This window comes from Bacteroides sp. ET71 (assembly GCF_023336905.1).
GTDB lineage: Bacteria > Bacteroidota > Bacteroidia > Bacteroidales > Bacteroidaceae > Bacteroides.
The window spans coordinates 1-19086 of sequence record NZ_JAMBLS010000015.1; the positions used below are offsets into that span (position 1 = coordinate 1).

Consider the following 19086-nt stretch of genomic DNA (forward strand, 5'->3'; position numbering starts at 1 on the left):
TATTCCCGGCGGTGAGTTGTGCCAGTTGTATCAGCGTCAGTTCCACCAGCAGGCGCTTGTTGCGGCTGAGGCGGTAGCTCAAATCGCAGTCGTTGCACAGCTTAATGGCTTGATACAAGAAAGGCAGGGGGCATTGCCGGGCTTGCTCGCCGTAGCGTTGCCGGATGCTGGCTCCTACTTCAAGCAGGGGCAGGGTGGCGGCATCTGTGCTGACCAGCAGGTCGCGGAAATGGGCTGCCAATCCGGTGATGAAATGGTTGCCGTCGAAGCCCTTGTTCAGTATCTCGTTGAACAACAGCAAGGCATCGCTCACTTTGTTGTTCAGCAAGACGTCTGTCAGGCGGAAATAGTACTCGTAGTCCAGCACGTTGAGGTTTTCTATCACTTGCTGATAGGTGATGTGTCCTCCTGTGAAGCTGGCTGCCTGGTCGAAGATGGATAGTGCGTCACGCATTCCGCCGTCGGCTTTCAAGGCAATGACGTTTAGTGCTTCCGGTTCGGCGGTGATGCCTTCTTTGGAGGCCACATAGGCCAGGTGGGCCACGATGTCTTCTACGCCGATGCGTTGGAAATCGTATATCTGGCAGCGCGAGAGGATGGTGGGCAATATTTTGTGCTTCTCCGTCGTGGCCAGGATGAAGATGGCATGTTGGGGCGGTTCTTCCAATGTCTTCAGGAAAGCATTGAATGCTGAGGCCGAGAGCATGTGTACCTCGTCAATGATGTAGACTTTGTATTTGCCTATTTGTGGCGGGATGCGTACCTGTTCTACCAACTGGCGGATGTCGTCCACCGAGTTGTTGGATGCGGCATCCAGTTCGTGTATGTTGTACGAACGGTGTTCGTTGAAGGCCGTGCAGGATTCACATTCGTTGCATGCTTCTCCGTCGGAAGTCAGATGCAGGCAATTGATGGTTTTGGCAAAAATCCTGGCGCAAGTGGTCTTGCCTACTCCGCGCGGTCCGCAGAACAAATAGGCATGGGCCAGTTTGCCGGTGATGATGGCATTTTTCAGCGTGGTGGTCAAGGCTCGTTGCCCCACTACTGATTCGAAGGTGGCAGGACGGTATTTGCGGGCTGATACAATATAGTTTTCCATATATGAGGGGTTCAAGTGACGTTCGTAGTGTGCAAATGTAGGCAAAAAAAAGCAATATCTCGGTTATTCGTCTTATCTTTGTGGGCGTTAATAATGCTTTTGTGTCGATATGGATAAACTAGCTTCCCTTTGGGCTTTTGTTGGTAGGCATAAGTATGTCATAACCCTTGCGGCCTTTTTCCTGTATGTGGCCTTTCTGGATCAGAATAGTTTGATACGTCGTTGGGGGTATTCGTTGGAAGAGAGCCGCCTGCGCGATGAGATAGAAAAATATCGGCTTGAGTATGAGGAAAATACCGAGCGGTTGAACGAATTGATGGTGGATTCGGGTGCCATCGAGCGTATTGCCAGAGAGAAATATTTTATGAAAAAACCGAATGAAGATATATTCGTATTTGAAGAAGATATAACTGAATGAAAACTTTGATTCCTGCCTTTTTTGTTGTCGGGGCCGTGATGTCGTTGGGCAGTGCGGTGGCTTATATCACCCACTGGCCGTTGGCTCCTTATTTCTTTATGGTCGGCTCTTTGTTGGTGGCCGTGGCGCAGATATTTGCTCCTTCTGAGGTCGATTCCGTCAATGTGCGCCGTTTGCGCCGTCAACAGGCTTTGGGTGCCTTGATGTTGGTGCTGACAGGGCCGCTGATGATTTTTTTGCATGGCAACGAATGGATAGTCTCGTTGACCATTGCTGCTGTTATCGAATTGTTCACATCTATCCGCCTTCCGCAAGAGGAAGAAAAGGAAAAACAGGCCCGGAAAGGCTAATAGCTCTTTTTTTGTCAGGAAAATATAGGAATGAGATAAAATAGTATCATGTTTTTGCCATTCAATCTCTTATCTTTGTAGCTGTGAATTGATACTATTTTTATGTACATCTATCTAATGAAAAGCATAGGTATGGAAAAACATCTGACCCGGGCTGCCGTACTTCTGACGACAGGCCTGTTGGTAGCTTGTAATCCGGGCAAAAAAGACCAGAAGAACGCAGCAGAAGAAACGTGGACACGCACAGAGGAAACGGAAAAATTGTTGACTAATTTGAAAGGTACATCGGCTCAAGGTGTCATGTTCGGACATCATGATGACACGGTGTATGGCATTGGCTGGGAAGGCGAAGAAGGACGCTCGGACGTGAAGAGCGTGTGTGGTGATTATCCGGCAGTCATCAGTTTCGATTTGGGAGAGGTTGAATTAGGCGGGCCACGTAATTTGGACAAAGTGGCTTTTGATACGTTGCGGAAAGAAATTGTGAAACAATATCAGCGAGGAGGCATGGTTTCGCTCAGTTGGCATGCGCGTAATCCGAAAACCGGGGGCGATGCATGGGATGTGAGTGATACGACGGTGGTGAAGTCTATCCTGCCGGGAGGAGAGAATCATGATAAGTTTGCCGGATGGTTGGGAACGGTGGCTGATTTTATGAATTCGTTGAAAACTCCTGAAGGCGTGAAGGTTCCTGTGCTTTTCCGTCCGTGGCATGAACATACCGGCAGTTGGTTCTGGTGGGGCGAGAAGCTTTGCTCTCCCGATGAGTATAAAACTTTGTGGCGCATGACGGTGGACAGCCTGCGTGTGCATGGGGTGGATAATGCGCTTTATGCGTACTCCACAGGTGGTGAACCGCAGGATACTACGCAATATTTGGTCCGTTATCCGGGGGATGACTTGATTGATGTAATAGGTTTTGATACCTACCAGTTTGACAAGCAAGCTTTCGTAGAAACGATGAACCGCATGTTGGGCATCATCACAACGTTGGGGCAGACGCACGATAAGGTGCCTGCGCTGACGGAAGTGGGTTACGAAGGTGTTCCTGATGCCAAATGGTGGACGGGCACTTTGTGGCCGGTTCTGGAGAAATATCCTACATTGTCTTATGTGTTGGTGTGGCGTAATGCACGTGAAAGGGTAACTCACTATTATGCTCCTTATCCGGGGCAAGTTTCTGCCGATGATTTCGTGAAATTCTATGAACTTCCGGAGACGTTGTTTGCATCGGAAGTGCAACTTTATAAGTAAACATTATTTAAATAAAGTCTTTGAAATAAGAACCTGCCGTTTAAAATTCATTTTCCCTGTCATCCCGAGCGTTGTTCTCCTCCGACAAACGGGGGTAGGTAAGCGGGAACGATTTTAAACGACAGACTCTAAGAAAATAATAAAATGTAGATTAATATGGAAAAGTCATTTAATGAAAAAGTAAAGGAACTCTTCCGGCAACATGAAGAATTGGTTTCGCGGAAGAATATTCCGGTAGAAGGGGGAAATGGTATCTTTACCCGTTATCAGTATCCTATCTTGACTGCGGCTCATGCTCCAATTTTCTGGCGTTATGACTTGGATGAAAAGACCAATCCTTATCTGATGGAACGTATCGGTGTGAATGCTACTTTGAATTCGGGTGCTATCAAATGGAATGGCAAGTATTTGTTGGTGGTGCGCGTTGAGGGTGCAGACCGTAAGTCGTTCTTTGCTGTGGCTGAAAGTCCTAATGGTGTGGACAATTTCCGTTTCTGGGATTATCCCATCACAATGCCGGATGATGTGGTGCCTGCTACCAATATCTATGACATGCGCCTTACTGCTCATGAAGATGGTTGGATTTATGGCATTTTCTGTGCTGAGCGTCATGATGACAGTGCTCCGGCTGGCGATTTGTCTGCTGCTACGGCTACGGCTGGCATTGCCCGCACCAAAGATTTGAAAAACTGGGAACGCCTGCCTGACCTGAAGAGCAAGAGCCAGCAGCGGAATGTGGTGTTGCATCCTGAGTTTGTCAATGGGAAATATGCTCTTTACACTCGTCCGCAAGACGGATTTATTGATGCCGGCAGCGGTGGAGGTATCGGCTGGGCATTGGTAGATGACATCACGCATGCTGAAGTGAAAGAAGAAAAAATCATAGACCAGCGTTATTATCATACAATCAAGGAGGTGAAGAATGGCGAAGGACCGCATCCTATCAAAACTCCGAAGGGTTGGTTGCATTTGGCTCATGGTGTACGTGGTTGTGCTGCCGGTTTGCGTTATGTGCTCTATCTGTATATGACTTCATTGGAAGATCCTTCGAAACTGATAGCTTCTCCTGCGGGGGCTTTTATGGTGCCTGAAGGTGATGAACGTGTGGGCGATGTAAGCAATGTGCTCTTTTCTAACGGTTGGATTGCCGATGAAGACGGGACTGTGTTCATCTATTATGCGTCCAGTGATACGAGGATGCATGTTGCCACATCTACGGTAGATAAGCTGGTGGATTATTGTTTGAATACGCCTGCCGATGGTTTTACTACAACGGCTTCGGTGGAAAAATTGAAGAAACTGATTGATAAAAATTTTAAAGTGGGATTTTAAGTTTTGACTGTAACAGACGCGAGGGCAGGCTACATGATGAGCAATCGGTGGCCTGCTGCTCGCTGACTGATTTCTAAGTAATCATTAACTCTAAATCAAGTATCATGGCGACATTGAAAGAAAAAATAGGCTATGGGTTTGGCGACATGTCTTCGTCGATGTTTTGGAAAATCTTCTCTTATTACTTGCCTTTCTTTTATTCTAATATTTTTGGTTTGACATTGGCAGATGCGGGTTTGTTGATGTTGATAACTCGTATCTGGGATGCGGTTTCAGACCCGATGATGGGTGTGATAGCCGACCGAACGAAAACCCGTTGGGGACGTTATCGTCCTTATTTGCTATGGATATCTGCTCCGTTTGCGATTGCGGGGATTTTGCTTTTCACTACTCCTGATTGGAGCTATACAGGGAAACTAATCTGGGCTTATGCCACTTATATATTGATGATGACTGTCTATACGGGTATCAACGTGCCCTATGGGGCTATGTTGGGGGTGATGACGGATGATTCGAATACCAAGACAGTCTTTTCTTCCTACCGCATGTTCTTTGCCTATGGAGGTAGCTTCATTGCTTTGGGGGCTTGGGAGCCTTTGTGCAATGTGTTCCGTTCGATGGGTTATAGTCTGGCCGGTAGTTGGCAATACTCTATGATAATTATTGCATGTATCTGTTTCTGCGGTTTCTTGCTTTGTTTCAGCATGACCCGTGAGCATGTAAAGAATGTTTCGGGCGAATCGCTGGGCAAAGATGTGAAGTCGCTGGTGACTAATTCACCGTGGTGGATATTGAATGGTGTGGCTTTGCTGTCTAATTTCTTCAACACTGTACGTGGCGCTACGGCGGCCTATTATTTCAAGGATTATGTCAGTGGTGATGCTTTCTTGGACTTCGGGGCGTTTACCATTGTGCTCTATGCTGGTCTTTTCTTAATGATTGGTGAGGTCTGCAATATGTTGGGGGTAGCGTTGGCTGTTCCTTTCTCGACTCGTCTGGGCAAGAAGTCTACCTATTATTTGGCATTGGTTTGTCTTGTGGTTTTCAGTGTGCTGTTCTTCTTCGTGCCCAATACGGTTGCCGGCTGGTGGCTGATGATGCTGTTCCAGGTGCTGATATCCATTTGTACGGGCATCATATCTCCGTTGATATGGAGCATGTATGCCGATGTGGCCGACTATGCCGAGCATAAGGACGGTACGGCATCTACGGGACTGATATTTTCTTCCGGTTCTATGGCACAGAAGTTCGGGGGCGCTTTTGCCGGTTGGGCAGTAATGGCATTGTTGGCTGCCTTCGGCTATAATACGGCGGAAGGCGCTGTACAGACTCCCGAGGCTATCAATGGTTTGAAGTATCTGATGAGCTTTATTCCGGCCGGTATAGCTGTTCTTTCTGTTTTGGTAATATTCATTTATCCGCTTAACCGCTCGCGGATGGCTACTATCAATGCTGAATTGAAGGAGCGGAGAAAGGAGCAAAAATAATATGAAAGACATTGCTGTGATGAGGAAGGAGGTGCAGGACGAGTTGGTCAATGACATCCTGCCTTTCTGGATGAATAAAATGGTTGATTCTGAGAATGGTGGTTTCTATGGCCGCATCACCGGGCGGGAGAAACTGATGCCCGAGGCTGAAAAAGGGGCTATCCTTAATGCTCGTATCTTGTGGACTTTCTCGGCTGCTTATCGTTTGCTGAAGAAGCCTGAGTATCTGGAGACGGCCACGCGGGCCAAGCGGTACATCATTGACCATTTCTATGACAAGGAATATGGCGGGGTGTATTGGTCGGTCGACTACAAAGGTGAACCGCTGGACACGAAGAAGCAAATCTATGCTTTGGGCTTTGCCGTCTATGGCTTGAGTGAGTATAACCGGGCTACGGGCGATGAGGAGGCGTTGGATTATGCCATCCGGCTGTTCGAGAGCATCGAAAAGTATAGCTTTGATGCGAAAAAGAACGGGTATTGCGAGGCGTTGACGCGGGAGTGGGGCGAGATTGCCGACATGCGTCTGAGCGACAAGGACGAGAACGAGCGCAAGACGATGAATACTCATCTGCACATTCTGGAGCCTTATACCAACCTGTATCGCGTATGGAAAGACAAGCGGCTGGAGAAGCAGTTGCGTAACCTCATTAAGTTGTTTACGACCAAGATTCTCAACATCAGGACGGGGCACTTGGAGTTGTTTTTCGATGACGATTGGGTGAGCAAATACCGTATCATCTCTTACGGGCACGACATTGAGGCTTCGTGGCTGATACACGAAGCGGCTCTTGTGCTGGGCGATCCGGAGGTGCTGAACAAAGTGGAACCTTTGGTGGAATACATAGCTGCAGCGGCTGACGAGGGTTTGGCACCCGACGGGGCCATGATTTACGAGACTTTTGTGGATAAGGGAAAGACGGATACGGAGCGTCATTGGTGGGTACAGGCCGAGAACGTGGTGGGGCACGTCAATTTGTACCAGTATTTTGATGACGAAGTGGCTTTGCAGAAGGCTTTCCGCTGCTGGAACTTTATCAAGGGGCACTTGATTGACCGGGTGAATGGTGAGTGGCATTGGAGCGTGTTCCCTGATGGTTCGGTGAATGTGAACGAAGACAAAGCCGGCTTCTGGAAGTGTCCTTACCACAACGGGCGCATGTGCATGGAGATTATAGAACGTTTTGAATAATAAGTAGTAAAGTAGTAAAAAAGATGAAGAATTTCTTCGTTTCATTGTTAATTTTGCTGGCGGGCTGGGGAACAGCTTCGCAGGCACAGGCGGTTTTCCCTGATTTTAGCAAGCTGAATTTCGGGTGCGACGGCAACAGTATTACGGCCGGCGAGCAGTGGTCGAAGACGGTGGTCGACCTGCTGGGTTTTGCCACGCATCACAACGTGGCGGTAGGGTCGGCCACGTGGGCCTGCCATCCCGATACGCAAGACTATGGCAGTCAGGGGTTTGCCGGCATCTCCGGAGGGTGGCAGCCTACGGAGGATAAGGCTGAATTGCAGATGCGCCACAACAACGTGGCCAAGGTGCACATACAGAAGTTTATTGCCGAGGTGGAGAATGGTACGTATCCCGTGCCCGATGTTTTTGTCTTCTCGATGGGGACCAATGACCGGAACCTGGGCAGTGCCGCCGAGGCCTTGAAGGGCAAGACACTGGACGAGGTGGACGTGACGACTATGGCCGGCGGCGCGCGTTGGGCCATACAGACGATTCTGGAGAAGTATCCCAAGTGTCGCGTCTTTGTCTGCACGCCCATACAGACGGGCAGCGTGGAGCACAACGAACAGAATATGAAGAAGATTGCTATCTTGCGCGAGCTGTGCCAGGCTTTGTCCGTGCAATTGATTGACTGCTATGGCGAAAGCGGTATCTGCGAGAAGTTCGAAGAACCTTCTTCGCGCGGCCGCTACCTGCGCGATGGCCTGCATCCCGATGTCGAGGGGCAGGTGCTGATGGGACGTTATATTGCTAAGGAGATTCGTAACAACTTCTTCTGAAGTTCTTCTTGATTTGATCTGAGGGGGAGAGGGGCAGCCAGGCCCTCTCCCCTTTTTCTTTAGCGAGCAACTTGCTCTCTTACGTTCGAGCGGTCTGCTCTCTTACGTTCGAGCGGTTTGCTCGCTTTCTATGCGGCAGTCTGCCTCCTTAGTATGCGGCAGTCTGCCTCCTTACTATTTGGCAACCCGCCAAGTCTTCGCTTGGCGTCTCAGAAGGGGAAGAGCAGCGGCAGGGCGAATACCATCACCACGCCCATGATGATTTGCAGGGGCAGGCCGACCTTGATATAGTCCATAAACGTGTATTGTCCGGCGGGCATCACCAGCGCGTTGGGCGGCGTGGAGAAGGGAGAGGCGAAGCACATGCTGGCGGCTACGGTCACGGCAAACAGGAAGGGCACGGGGCTGACGCCGATTTGCAGCGCGCTTTGCAGGGCGATGGGGGCCATCAGCACGGCGGTCACCGTGTTGCTGATGAACATCGTCAGCAGTGAAGTCGTGAAATAGATGCCTGCCATCAGGGCCAGGGGGCCGTAGGAGCCGAGGCCGCTGACCAGTGTGTCCGAGATGTATTCCGAAGCGCCGGTTTTTTCCAAGGCGATGGACATGGGCAACATGCCGGCGAAGAGCATGATGGTCTCCCAGTTGATGGTCTTGTAGGCGGCTTCGACGTTGCGGAAGCAGCCGGTCAGTACCATCAGCATGGCGGCTATCATGACGGCGGTGACGGGTGCCACGGGGATGAAGTCGAACACCATCATGGCCACCATCAGCAGCATGATGAGCGCGGCTACGGGGGCTTTGTAGTCCAAGGTCACTTTGGCTGCCTCTTCCAGCGGTTGCCCCAGCACTACCCAGTCGGAGCTTTCGTTGCTCAGGCGGGCGATGTCTTGCCAGGTGCCTTGCACCAGCAGTACGTCGCCGCTGTGCATGCGTTCGCGTCCCAGGTCTTGCAGCAGGTATTCTTTCTTGCGTCGTATGCCCAGCACGTTGACGTTGAATTTGTCGCGGAATCCGGCTTCTTTCACTCGTTGGTTTACGATGTCCGACGAGGGAGTCAGCAGGATTTCGGCGATGCCGATGTCGTAAAAGTCCAGCCGGTTGTCCGTGTGGCTGGCCATCTCCGTCTCGTGTCCGTCCATCAGTTCCAGCGCATAGTCTTTCACGAAGCGCTCCACGTCGGCGGCATGTCCGTTGATGTAGAGCACGTCGCCTGCTGCCACGACTGTGTCGGCCGAAGCCAGCCGTTGTGTCACGGTCTTCAGAAAGCGGTGCTGCGAGGCTTCGCCGCGTCTCACTTCCAGGATGTTCAGCCCGTAGCGGCGCCGCACGTCCAGGGCCAGGATGGTCTGTCCCACGATGCCTGAAGTGGTGGCGGCGCGCAGGCGGAAGAGGTTGTTGCTGAGACCGTATTCTTTGACCAGCTCGTTCAGCGATTTGCCCGTGGCGGCCTGTTCGCTGCGGTCTTGTTTCTTCGACAGGAACCAGCGTGTCAGCGGCAGCAGCACGACGATGCCCGTCAGCACACACAGCAGTCCGACGGGCAGGAAGGAGAAGAAGGCCAGCGGTTCGTAGCCGGCGTTGGTCAGCACTTCGTCTATGATAAGGTTGGGGGGCGTGCCAATCAGCGTCATCATGCCGCCCATGCTGCTGGCAAAGGCCAGGGGCATCAGCAGGCGTGCGGGTTGTGTGCCGGCGTTGAGGGCCAGGCTGACCACGATGGGCAGCATCAGGGCTACCGTGCCCGTGTTGCTGACAAAGGCGCCGATGGCCGACGTGGCAATCATCACCAGCAGGAAGAGTTTCAGTTCGCTCTTGCCGGCCAGCTTCAGCAGGCGCGAGCTGATCATCTTGGCCAAGCCGGTCTGGAAGATGGCTCCTCCGACTACGAACAGGCCGACCATCATCACCACGACGGAGTTGGAGAAGCCGGACAACGCCTCTTCGGGCGTGAGGATGTGAAACACGAGCAGGGCGATGAGCGCGCACAGCGCGACGATGTCCGAGCGTACTTTGCCCGAGACGAAGAATGCCGCCGAAAGGGCCAGGATGACGAGTGTGGTCAGCATAACGGGTGAGGGTGTTTTAGAACAATTTGGGGCAAAGGTACGAAGATTTTCCCGAACGCGCGGGCTTTGGCCCGGACTTCCCGTCGGGGGCAGCCTCTTGTCCGGCAAAAAAATCTTCCTCGGCTTGCCTTTCTTCCGAAATCCTGCTATTTTTGCGTGCATGAACCGCCCGGCGGGCGGAAGCCTCTTGCGCCAGCCTCCGGAGGGCGGCGAAAAGCCCGTTTGCTTCTTCCGGACACGGGGCGCGGCTCTTCCGAAGCGTTTGGTCGGCCGTGCCGGGGGACGCGTTTCGTCGGGTGCCGGGGCGGTGGATTGGCTGATGCGATAAAAGATATAACTGTATGAGACATAGATTCTTCCTACTTCTGATGGCGGCGTGGCTTCTCCTCCCGTCGCTCTTGCGGGCCCAGGTGGGCGAGTTGCCACGCGCCGTGCCCGAGACCCAGGGCGTCCCCTCGCGGGCCTTGGCCGAACTGTTTGACTCGCTGATGGCTTTGCCCCGCACGGACATCCACAGCGTGCTGGTGATGCGCCACGGGAGAGTGGTGGGCGAGATGTATCCTGCCCCCTTCGCCCCGGAGTACAAGCACACGATGTATTCCTGCTCGAAGACGTTTGTCGCTGCGGCCGTCGGCCTGGCCATCGACGACAACCGCCTGCGCCTGACCGATCGCGTGGGCGCGTTCTTCCCCGAACTCTTGCCGGACACGGTGTCGGCGGAATTGGCGGAGATAACCGTACGCGATTTGCTGACCATGACTTCCGGTATCACGCCCGACTGGAACCTGCGCAGTCGGACGCCCGACTGGATAAAAGCCTACCTGGCCAAGCCCGCCGCCGGAGCCGGCACGAAGTTCCAGTACGACTCCATGTCTACCTACCTGCTCTCGGCCATCGTGCAGCGGGCGACGGGAATGACCCTGCTGGACTACCTGCGCGCGAAGCTGTTCGCCCCCCTGCACGTCACGGAGGTCGATTGGGAACTCAGCCCCGAAGGCTGCAACACGGGCGGCTGGGGCCTGCACATCCAGACGGAATCGCTGGCCAAGTTCGGCCAACTCTTGCTGGACGAAGGCCGCTGGCAGGGACGGCAGGTGCTGCCCGCCGACTGGGTGAAGGCGATGATGACCGAGCAACAACCCGGCACGGGCTACGGCTTCCAAATGTGGCGGTGCGAATACCCGGGCGCCTGGCGGGCCGACGGGGCGTTGGGACAATACATACTCGTCGTGCCGGACCGGGACATGGTGGTCGTCATCACCGAGTGTACGCTGATTGACGGCGCCCGCCAGCGTCGGCTGGTGTGGGACAAGCTGCTGCCCGCCCTCTCCGACGAGCCGCTGCCCGCCTCCGGCCGCGACTATGAACGCCTGCGGCGAAAGCTGGCCGCCTGCACCCTGCCGCTGCCGGAAGGGAAGCGTTCGTCGCCCATGGCTAAGCAACTCGACGGGAAGAGCATCCGCTTGGAGCCTAACAAATATGGCTGGGAAACCCTCGGCTTGCGGTTTGCCGCCAACCGTCCGGACCTGCTTCTGGAGGTGACGAAGAACGACGGACAACGCTTCACGCTGGGCTTCGGCTGCCGCCAATGGCGCACGACGGAGACGGACGCCTGTCCCCCTTACTCCATCTCGCCCGTCGGCGCATTCAGCGGCATCAGCCGTCCTTTCCATGCTTCGGGTAGTTATGCCTGGGCGGGGCGCGACGTCCTCCGGCTGCAGGTGCACTACGTGGATTGGGTCAGCGCGCAAACCCTGGAGCTGCGTTTCGACGGCGACGAAGTGACGCTGACCGCGAGCGAGAACTTTTCTTCCGGTTCACAAACCCTTAAAGGCGTTTTGGAATGAGCATCAGCCGAACCCTATACGTCCTCGTGCGGCCCTACACTTGGGTCAGCCGTTTCCGCCACCGCAGGGGCTATGGCGTCCATTCCCCCTTCGCCTTCAACTTCATCACGAGAGTCATCTTCGAGCGCGCGGCCTACTATAAATATGCCGAACTGCGCGCGCTCGAGAAGCGGCAGAAGCAAGAGAAAGGCGCGGCGTGGCTGTACGAACCCTTGCGCGTGAAGCGTCTGCTGTTTCGGTTGGTCAATTTCTCCCAACCCGGCACGGTGGTCGACGCCGGGCGGTTGGCCGCCTCTTCCCTCTACCTGAAGGCGGGCTGCGAACGCGCCGTTTACTTGGGTGCGGCGGACCTCTCTGAACTCTTTCTCGAAGCCGGAGAGCCGGTCGACTTCCTCTACCTGCACGACTACCGGCGTCCCGACTTCGTGGAGCAAGTGTTCCAAGTCTGCGTTCCGCGCGCCACCGCCCGTTCCCTGTTTGTCGTCGAAGGCATCTGCTATTCCCGGCCGATGAAGAAGCTGTGGAGGCAGATGCAGGCCGATGCGCGCGTGGGCATCACGTTCGACCTGTACGACCTCGGCATCCTCTTCTTCGACAAATCGAAAGCCAAGCAAGATTATATCGTAAACTTTTAACCATAGTAATCCCATGACCCCTGTCAAGAAAAGCCCCCTTTACACAAAGACCGGCGACGCCGGGACAACCTCGCTCGTCGGAGGCGCGCGCGTGCCCAAGACGCATATCCGCCTGGAAGCCTACGGCACGGTGGACGAACTGAACGCCTGTTTGGGCCTGCTGGCCACCTACCTCGCTGACGACCGCGACCAACGCTTTGTCCTCCGCGTGCAGAACGACCTGTTCGCCGTCGGCTCGCACCTGGCCACCGACTCCTCGCAGGCATCCTCCCATCACCCTGTCTCCCTCTCAGACAGCCAAGTGGAGACCCTGGAGCACGAGATTGACCGCCTGGATGCCTCCTTGCCCCCGCTTCGGGCTTTCGTGTTGCCCGGGGGCAGTCGGGGCGCGGCCGTATGCCATCTGTGCCGCACCGTGTGCCGCCGGGCCGAACGCCGCATTCTGGCCTTGGCCCGGGAGGCGGAAATAGCTCCCTCCCTCCTGGCCTATATGAACCGTTTGTCCGATTATCTATTCGTTCTTTCCCGCAAAATGAACTGTGACGAGAAAAAAAGTGAAATATTCTGGCGGAATGATTGCAGGTGACATAAAAAGTGATACTTTTGCCGAATAAAAGAAAGGAAACATATCAAGTACCACTTTAATACTTACAGATTATGTATTGGACATTGGAATTGGCCTCCAAATTGGAAGACGCTCCTTGGCCGGCAACTAAGGATGAACTTATCGACTATGCCATGCGCTCAGGTGCTCCGCTTGAAGTGATAGAGAATCTCCAAGAGATGGAAGATGAGGGAGAGATTTACGAAAGTATTGAAGACATTTGGCCCGACTACCCCAGCAAGGAAGACTTCTTTTTCAACGAGGACGAATACTGACGCAGAACTTTGGCTCCTCTGCGCGGCAGGGGAGGAAACGATAAAAATGGACGGCTGTCGGAGGCCGTCCATTTTTCATGCTTACCGATATGATACAAATCAGGAAATCCACTTTGGAAGACTTGCCTGTGCTGATGGACCTTTATGAGCATGGGCGGCGCATCATGCGCGACAGCGGTAATCTGAGGCAATGGACGGGAGGATACCCGTCTGCGGAGTTGGTGACGGACGACATTCGCAAGGGGAATAGCTACTTGTGCGTGGAGGAAGGGGGACGTGCCGTGGGCACTTTTGTGTTCATCCCCGGGGCAGACCCTACGTATGCCCGTATTTACGGGGGGCAGTGGATAGACGACGTGCGGCCTTATGCCACGATTCACCGGCTGGCCGGCCGCGAGGACGCGCGGGGCGTGTCGGCCGCTTGCATAGACTGGTGCTACGCGCGGGTGCCCAATCTTCGTGCTGACACGCACCGCGACAATCGTATCCTGCAACACATCCTCCGGAAGCACGGGTTCCGCTATTGCGGCATCATTTATTTGATGAACGGGGACGAGCGTCTGGCGTATCAGAAGTTGTAGGGCGGACGGGCGCCTGCCGGGCGCCGTATTTGCCCTTCAATTCGTCTACGCTCATGCCTGTGAAGTAGTCTTCCACAAAGTCCCAACGCTGCGTGTCGTCTAAGCGGTCTGTTCCAAAAAACAAGGTGAACAGTTCTATCTGTTCCATGAAGATTTGCTCGTTGGTGTCCAGGATGCGGTTGCGGTAGTTGTCTGTAGTGGCCAGTTGCAGGAGGGTTTCTGGGTCGTTGAGGCGGACAAGTACGCAGGGTGTTCCGCCGCCTTCTACACTGAACGAAAGGCAGCCTAGCATGGACAGCAGGTTGAGCAGTGTGTTCAGGTCGGAGAAGGGGGTGCAGTAGAACGTCAGGCGTTCACCTTTGGTGCCTGTGATGCGCTGCGAGCATAGTTTCTGGTAACGGCTGAGCAGGAGGTCGAAGCCGCGTGTGACGGTGAATAGCAAGTCTGTGCTTTCTTTCTTTTTCGCGCTGCTGATGTAGCTGACGCTGCGTCCTTCCTCGGTGCGGCTTTCCAGTAGTGAGCCGATGAAACGCTTGGCCGAGCGTACGTCCATCTGGTGTTCGGCAAAGATGTTGCGCAATTCTTCTTCTTCAAACTTGCCTTTGTTTTTGATAAGTGCCATCTTCATCATGTTGGTCAGGCTTTTGAATAGGGCGTCCAGCTTTTGGCGAATCTCGGTGGCATTTTCTTTCAGTAGGACTTCGTGTTTGCCTACGGCCACTGCCCGCGAGCCTTCGCGCAGGGTGCCGTTGTTCAGTTTTTGTTTGAACTCTTTGTAGCCCAGTTCGGGGAATCCTTCTTCCCACAGTTTTTCCAGGCGTGCTTTGTAGACGCCTTCTTCGCCTGCTACGGGGGTGAGCCATTGGGCGTACTGGCGGGCAAAGTCCGGTCCGGTTTTGTCTTGGATGTATCCTTCGGTCAGCAGGTTGCGGGGACTGATTTCCAGCAGGCGGCTGCCGTAGCGTCGTGCGATGTCGTCTTCCAGCCACAGCAAGGCGGTTTTCGTGAATTGTCCCAGTTCGGTTTCGTATTCCAGTTTGTTTTTCGTGCGTGGCAGTTTCACCACAAACTCGAAGTCGGAGAGCGAAACGAGCATTTCCGGTTTTTCTCCTTTCATCTGATAGACTTCGACCAGTTTTTGCAGGATGAGTGCCAACTGTTCTTGCGCGATGTTCCCCATTTGGTGCAGCCGCTTCATGTAGTAGAAGTCTCGTTCGTGGAAGTCGGTGGCGGCTATGCCCTGTACGTTGGTGTCGCGTGCGGCGCGGCCTACTTCCTGGATGTAGTCGACAAACGTGCTGGAGGGGGCTACGTGGTAGACGCGGTCGATGTCGCTGATGTCTACGCCCATGCCGAAGGCTTTGGTGGCCACGATGAGGCGTTTCTCTCCGTTCTTGAAGTCTTGCACGATTTCTGCCTTTTGTTCGCGTTCTTTCTTGCCGTAGTACGAGGCTACCAGGTGCCAGTTCTGCGCCCGTACCCACGACTTGATGCGCATGTCTATGCCTCCGGCGAAGGGGTAGTAGAGCAGTGTCTTGTGTTTCTCCAGATATTCTTCGATGCGTGCCGATATGACTCGTTGTTTGGCTTTGTCGTACGTTTCGCCCTCGTCGATGGTCATTTGCCGGATGTCGAAGCCTATGTTGTGGCGTCTTACGGTGCCGATGTAGAGCACGCACGGTGCCATTTGCAGCGAGCGGATGGTTTCGAACACCATGTCGTTGTCGCCTTGCGGGTTCCAGACCGCTGTGGCTGTCAGGGCAAACAGCGGGAAGGCGTAGCCCAGTGTTTCTTTCAGCCCCGTCAGGTACCGGCCGAGGAACCAGTAGTCTACGCGGAACTCCTTGCCCCATGTCGTCACCGTGTGGGCCTCGTCTACTACGACCAGGCCGATGCGGCGGTCGCCCGTGAAGTGGCGGATGTCGTACGACAGAAGTAGTTCCGGCGAGAGGTAGAACAGGTCTATTTCGCCTTCACGCACCTGGCGGTAGACTTCGGCCTTCTGTTCCGGCGAGAGGTCGGATGAAGCGTATCCCACGCGCGTGTAACCTATCTCTTGCAAGCTTTCTACCTGGTCTACGATGAGGGCTTTCAGTGGCGATACGACCAGGGTGAGTGTGCCGTGTTCGCGGCCCAGCCAGATGGCGGGCAGTTGGAACAGCAATGATTTGCCCGAGCCGGTCGGGGCGGTCAGCAAGATGTTGTCCACCTCCGGGGTGCCTTTCAGTCCTTTTTCTGCTTCGCGCAGCACGTGTTCTATCAGTTGTCCTTGCGAGATGCTGATTTTGTCTTTCCCCCGGAAGAGGTCGTCGTAGATTTCCAGGTCGCGGAAGTCTGTGTATCCGTAGGTTTCTTTCAGCAGTGCCTTGACCGACTCGCGGCAGGTTTCCGGCAGGTTGCGTTGTTTGAGTTGTGGCAGCGGGCGTGCTGTGTTGTCGTGTGGTTCTGTCATCATCGTTGTAAATGAGGTTGAGGTGAATGCATGGGCGATGCGGCTTTCTTTGGGGCCGGTGTTAAAAAGAAAAAGAGGATCACGTATTCCGTTATCCTCTTTTGTCTTTCGTGGTGTCACCAGGAATCGAACCGGGGACACAAGGATTTTCAGTCCTTTGCTCTACCAACTGAGCTATGACACCATCGTTCTCGTTTGCGGGTGCAAAGATAAGACGCTTTTTTGAATCCTGCAAGCTTTTGACGAAAAAAACACAAAAAAATGCCGCTTTCGTGCGAAAACGGCATTTCTGTGTGATGTCTGTCGACGCGGCAGAGGCTTAGTCGATGTTCGGGTTGATGCTGTGCCAATCCTTGATGGGAGGCAGCACGCCCATTTCGATGACTTCGTCGCGCAGCGTGCAGAGGTGAGCGTAGCTCTTCTTCAGGTCTTCCATTTCTTCGGGAGTGCCGATAACCTCTTCGTAAGCGCAACCGTTCTTCGTGATGGTCACTTCCATGGCCATCATGATGTGGTCGAAGCCTTGGAACGAGCAGTAGCGGCCGGCAGGCCAGTTGAAGGGTTTGCCACCCATGGCTGCTGCAATCATTTCAACAGAAACGTAAGCCGGGCTCTGGAAAGAAGAGCGGCCGCGCAGGGCGATGATGTTGGAACCGCCTTTAATGACTTTCTGCTGGATTTCTGCCCACTGTTCCTTGGTCAGTTCGGGTGTGCCGATGATGTCGGTCAGCGGTTTGCCGTCTACCTTGGCTGTGGAAGCGAACACGGCCATTTGTTCGCCGTGACCGCCGTACGTGCGGCAGTTTTCTACCTTGTCCGGAGCGATGTGGAAGTGTTTAGCCAGCTCGCTGCGCAGGCGGGTCGAGTCGAGAGCGGCCAGTGTGGTAACCTGGGAGGGCTTCAAACCGGAGTACAACAGCGTAATCAGGCCTGTGATGTCGGCCGGGTTGAAGATGACAACCACGTGTTTGACGTCCGGGCAGTAAGCCTTCAGGTTCTTACCCAGTTCCTCAGCGATGGCTGCGTTGCCTTTCAGCAGGTCTTCACGGGTCATGCCGGCCTTGCGGGCTGCGCCGCCGGAAGAGATGACATACTTCGCACCGGTCAGGGCTTCTTCGATGTTAGAAGTGAAAGTGAGGTTCACGCCTTCGAAACCGCAGTGGAACATTTCTTCTGCCACGCCTTCCAGACCCGGAGCATAGGGGTCGTACAGGCAGATGTTCGGAGTCAGGCGCATCATGATGGCAGTCTGTGCCATGTTGGAGCCGATCATGCCGGCTGCGCCCACGATTGTCAGTTTTTCGTTTGTAAGAAATTCCATAACTATAAAAGTTTTAAAGTGGATAATGATTTCCTTTGTTCGTTACGATGCTGCAAAGATAAGTTTTTCTGGCGAAAAATGTTGCGGTCGAAGGGTTATATTTTATTGCAGAAAGTTATCTAACATGTACGATTTGACGTATCTTTGTCCCCCGGGTGGCAGACATTTGTCCGTTCCGCACACCGGCCGTGGCTCTTGTCCGCAACGGGCACGGCTTTGCCGGGGAAGAAGCAGCCTCCTCTTTCGGACGGGACAATCCGTTGTCCCACAGAGGGATGCAAACACCTCCCTGCCGGCAGACTTTCGACCGACACTAAAATGAACTGAGATATGGAATTAGGAAAAATGAATACGATGCGCGTGGTAAAGCAAGTAGACTTCGGAGTCTACCTGGATGGGGGAGACGAGGGCGAGATTTTGCTTCCCGCACGCTACGTGCCCGAAGGATGCCGGCCGGGAGACGAGCTGCGCGTCTTCATCTACCTGGACAACGAAGAGCGCCTGGTGGCCACTACCGAGACACCTTTGGCACAGGTGGGCGACTTTGCCTGCCTCGAGGTGGCCTGGACCAACCAATACGGGGCTTTCCTGAAGTGGGGCCCGATGAAAGACCTCTTCGTGCCCTTCCGCGAGCAGAAGGTGCGCATGGAGGTGGGGCGACGCTACGTGGTGCATGTGCACGTGGACGAGGAAAGCTTCCGCATCATGGCCTCGGCCAAGGTGGAGCACTTCTTGGACAAGGGGATGCCGGACTATGAGGCCGGGCAGGAAGTGGACCTGCTGGTGTGGCAAAAGACAGACCTGGGATACAAGGCGATAGTGGACAACCGCTACGCCGGACTGCTGTACGAGCAAGAAGTCTTCAGGCCCCTCCGCCCGGGCGAACACGTACGGGGCTTCATACGCCAGGTGCGCCCCGACGGGAAGATAGACCTGACCTTGCGCCGCGACGGGCAGGAGGGTGTGCACGACTTTGCCGGGACGCTGCTGCGCCGCCTGAAGGACAACGGCGGCTCGCTGCCCCTGCACGACAAAAGCCCGGCCGACGAGGTCTATGCCCTGCTGGGCGTCAGCAAGAAAGTGTTCAAGAAAGCGGTGGGCGAGTTGTACAAGAAGCGGCTCGTGGTGTTGGAACCCGACCGCATCCGTCTGGCAGACTGACGCCGTTGCGGCGGGGCGTGAAACAGCGGGTGTGTGTGCCGTAGTGAGATATTGGCACGCAGATGACACTGATTAAACAGATTTTCGCAGATATAGTACATAATCTTCTGTGGTCATCTGTTGTATCTGTGTCATCTGCGTGCCATTTTATATCTTGGCGCACCCTCCCGCCCGTATCTCGCTGCGGC

Annotated in this window: 17 protein-coding genes and 1 tRNA gene; 13 read left to right on the forward strand and 5 right to left on the reverse strand. The window is 54.2% G+C overall.

Annotated elements, in window-relative coordinates; translation table 11 throughout:
• A partial coding sequence (locus tag M3090_RS09200) for a DNA polymerase III subunit gamma/tau (protein WP_249055478.1) occupies positions 1–1099 on the reverse strand: 1099 nt, incomplete at its 3' end.
• A gap of 109 nt (positions 1100–1208) precedes the next feature.
• On the opposite strand from M3090_RS09200, the gene M3090_RS09205 reads away from it, so the two are divergent.
• The 7 genes from M3090_RS09205 to M3090_RS09235 all read left to right on the forward strand — a co-directional run bounded on the left by M3090_RS09205 (position 1209) and on the right by M3090_RS09235 (position 7953).
• Positions 1209–1517 (forward strand): FtsB family cell division protein, encoded by a 309-nt coding sequence (locus M3090_RS09205; RefSeq protein WP_249055479.1) that lies wholly within the window; start codon positions 1209–1211, stop codon positions 1515–1517.
• On the forward strand, positions 1514–1867 hold the full coding sequence (locus M3090_RS09210; RefSeq protein WP_249055481.1) for a hypothetical protein: 354 nt from the start codon (positions 1514–1516) through the stop codon (positions 1865–1867). Before M3090_RS09205 ends, M3090_RS09210 begins: the two co-directional genes overlap by 4 nt.
• A 132-nt stretch (positions 1868–1999) precedes the next feature.
• On the forward strand, positions 2000–3121 hold the full coding sequence (locus M3090_RS09215) for a glycoside hydrolase family 26 protein (protein WP_249055483.1): 1122 nt from the start codon (positions 2000–2002) through the stop codon (positions 3119–3121).
• A gap of 156 nt (positions 3122–3277) precedes the next feature.
• Positions 3278–4453, forward strand: coding sequence for a glycoside hydrolase family 130 protein (locus M3090_RS09220; RefSeq protein WP_249055485.1), 1176 nt, complete (start codon positions 3278–3280; stop codon positions 4451–4453).
• 104 nt (positions 4454–4557) lie between these two features.
• On the forward strand, positions 4558–5940 hold the full coding sequence (locus M3090_RS09225; protein WP_249055487.1) for an MFS transporter: 1383 nt from the start codon (positions 4558–4560) through the stop codon (positions 5938–5940).
• 1 nt (position 5941) lies between these two features.
• On the forward strand, positions 5942–7132 hold the full coding sequence (locus tag M3090_RS09230) for an AGE family epimerase/isomerase (protein WP_249055489.1): 1191 nt from the start codon (positions 5942–5944) through the stop codon (positions 7130–7132).
• 23 nt (positions 7133–7155) lie between these two features.
• Positions 7156–7953, forward strand: a complete 798-nt coding sequence (locus tag M3090_RS09235) for an SGNH/GDSL hydrolase family protein (RefSeq protein ID WP_249055491.1) — start codon at positions 7156–7158, stop codon at positions 7951–7953.
• Positions 7954–8162: 209 nt separating this feature from the next.
• Here the strand turns inward: M3090_RS09235 and M3090_RS09240 are convergent, their stop codons facing one another.
• A complete protein-coding gene (locus tag M3090_RS09240; RefSeq protein ID WP_249055492.1) occupies positions 8163–10022 on the reverse strand; it encodes an SLC13 family permease in 1860 nt (619 codons plus the stop codon).
• 341 nt (positions 10023–10363) lie between these two features.
• On the opposite strand from M3090_RS09240, the gene M3090_RS09245 reads away from it, so the two are divergent.
• The 5 genes from M3090_RS09245 to M3090_RS09265 all read left to right on the forward strand — a co-directional run bounded on the left by M3090_RS09245 (position 10364) and on the right by M3090_RS09265 (position 13964).
• Positions 10364–11869, forward strand: coding sequence for a serine hydrolase domain-containing protein (locus M3090_RS09245; RefSeq protein WP_249055494.1), 1506 nt, complete (start codon positions 10364–10366; stop codon positions 11867–11869).
• Between the two features lie 2 nt (positions 11870–11871).
• Entirely contained in the window at positions 11872–12504 is a 633-nt protein-coding gene (locus M3090_RS09250; RefSeq protein ID WP_249055594.1) for a hypothetical protein, read from the forward strand.
• A 13-nt stretch (positions 12505–12517) separates the two neighbouring features.
• Positions 12518–13090 carry a cob(I)yrinic acid a,c-diamide adenosyltransferase gene (locus tag M3090_RS09255; protein ID WP_249055496.1) on the forward strand — a complete coding sequence of 191 codons (573 nt, stop codon included), beginning with the start codon at positions 12518–12520 and terminating at the stop codon, positions 13088–13090.
• A 71-nt stretch (positions 13091–13161) separates the two neighbouring features.
• On the forward strand, positions 13162–13383 hold the full coding sequence (locus M3090_RS09260) for a DUF2795 domain-containing protein (RefSeq protein WP_022385660.1): 222 nt from the start codon (positions 13162–13164) through the stop codon (positions 13381–13383).
• An 89-nt stretch (positions 13384–13472) separates the two neighbouring features.
• Entirely contained in the window at positions 13473–13964 is a 492-nt protein-coding gene (locus M3090_RS09265; protein ID WP_249055499.1) for a GNAT family N-acetyltransferase, read from the forward strand.
• Here M3090_RS09265 and M3090_RS09270 read toward each other — a convergent pair.
• The 3 genes from M3090_RS09270 to M3090_RS09280 all read right to left on the reverse strand — a co-directional run bounded on the left by M3090_RS09270 (position 13915) and on the right by M3090_RS09280 (position 17737).
• Positions 13915–16416, reverse strand: coding sequence for a DEAD/DEAH box helicase (locus tag M3090_RS09270; RefSeq protein ID WP_410553221.1), 2502 nt, complete (start codon positions 16414–16416; stop codon positions 13915–13917). The two genes, M3090_RS09265 and M3090_RS09270, sit on opposite strands and share 50 nt — an antisense overlap.
• A 111-nt stretch (positions 16417–16527) precedes the next feature.
• A tRNA-Phe gene (locus tag M3090_RS09275) sits at positions 16528–16600 on the reverse strand.
• A 135-nt stretch (positions 16601–16735) separates the two neighbouring features.
• Positions 16736–17737, reverse strand: a complete 1002-nt coding sequence (locus tag M3090_RS09280) for a malate dehydrogenase (protein ID WP_249055504.1) — start codon at positions 17735–17737, stop codon at positions 16736–16738.
• Positions 17738–18067: 330 nt separating this feature from the next.
• On the opposite strand from M3090_RS09280, the gene M3090_RS09285 reads away from it, so the two are divergent.
• Positions 18068–18898 (forward strand): S1 RNA-binding domain-containing protein, encoded by an 831-nt coding sequence (locus M3090_RS09285; RefSeq protein WP_249055507.1) that lies wholly within the window; start codon positions 18068–18070, stop codon positions 18896–18898.
• The last annotated feature ends 188 nt before the right edge of the window (positions 18899–19086 follow it).

Bases quoted from the DNA above. Each gene is read 5' to 3' on its own strand.
- M3090_RS09285 (WP_249055507.1), top strand. From the start codon at position 18,068: ATGGAATTAGGAAAAATGAATACGATGCGCGTGGTAAAGCAAGTAGAC.
- M3090_RS09215 (WP_249055483.1), top strand. From the start codon at position 2,000: ATGGAAAAACATCTGACCCGGGCTGCCGTACTTCTGACGACAGGCCTG.
- M3090_RS09230 (WP_249055489.1), top strand. From the start codon at position 5,942: ATGAAAGACATTGCTGTGATGAGGAAGGAGGTGCAGGACGAGTTGGTC.
- M3090_RS09210 (WP_249055481.1), top strand. From the start codon at position 1,514: ATGAAAACTTTGATTCCTGCCTTTTTTGTTGTCGGGGCCGTGATGTCG.
- M3090_RS09205 (WP_249055479.1), top strand. From the start codon at position 1,209: ATGGATAAACTAGCTTCCCTTTGGGCTTTTGTTGGTAGGCATAAGTAT.
- M3090_RS09225 (WP_249055487.1), top strand. From the start codon at position 4,558: ATGGCGACATTGAAAGAAAAAATAGGCTATGGGTTTGGCGACATGTCT.
- M3090_RS09255 (WP_249055496.1), top strand. From the start codon at position 12,518: ATGACCCCTGTCAAGAAAAGCCCCCTTTACACAAAGACCGGCGACGCC.
- M3090_RS09235 (WP_249055491.1), top strand. From the start codon at position 7,156: ATGAAGAATTTCTTCGTTTCATTGTTAATTTTGCTGGCGGGCTGGGGA.
- M3090_RS09265 (WP_249055499.1), top strand. From the start codon at position 13,473: ATGATACAAATCAGGAAATCCACTTTGGAAGACTTGCCTGTGCTGATG.
- M3090_RS09245 (WP_249055494.1), top strand. From the start codon at position 10,364: ATGAGACATAGATTCTTCCTACTTCTGATGGCGGCGTGGCTTCTCCTC.
- M3090_RS09220 (WP_249055485.1), top strand. From the start codon at position 3,278: ATGGAAAAGTCATTTAATGAAAAAGTAAAGGAACTCTTCCGGCAACAT.
- M3090_RS09240 (WP_249055492.1), bottom strand. From the start codon at position 10,022: ATGCTGACCACACTCGTCATCCTGGCCCTTTCGGCGGCATTCTTCGTC.
- M3090_RS09260 (WP_022385660.1), top strand. From the start codon at position 13,162: ATGTATTGGACATTGGAATTGGCCTCCAAATTGGAAGACGCTCCTTGG.
- M3090_RS09270 (WP_410553221.1), bottom strand. From the start codon at position 16,416: ATGACAGAACCACACGACAACACAGCACGCCCGCTGCCACAACTCAAA.
- M3090_RS09280 (WP_249055504.1), bottom strand. From the start codon at position 17,737: ATGGAATTTCTTACAAACGAAAAACTGACAATCGTGGGCGCAGCCGGC.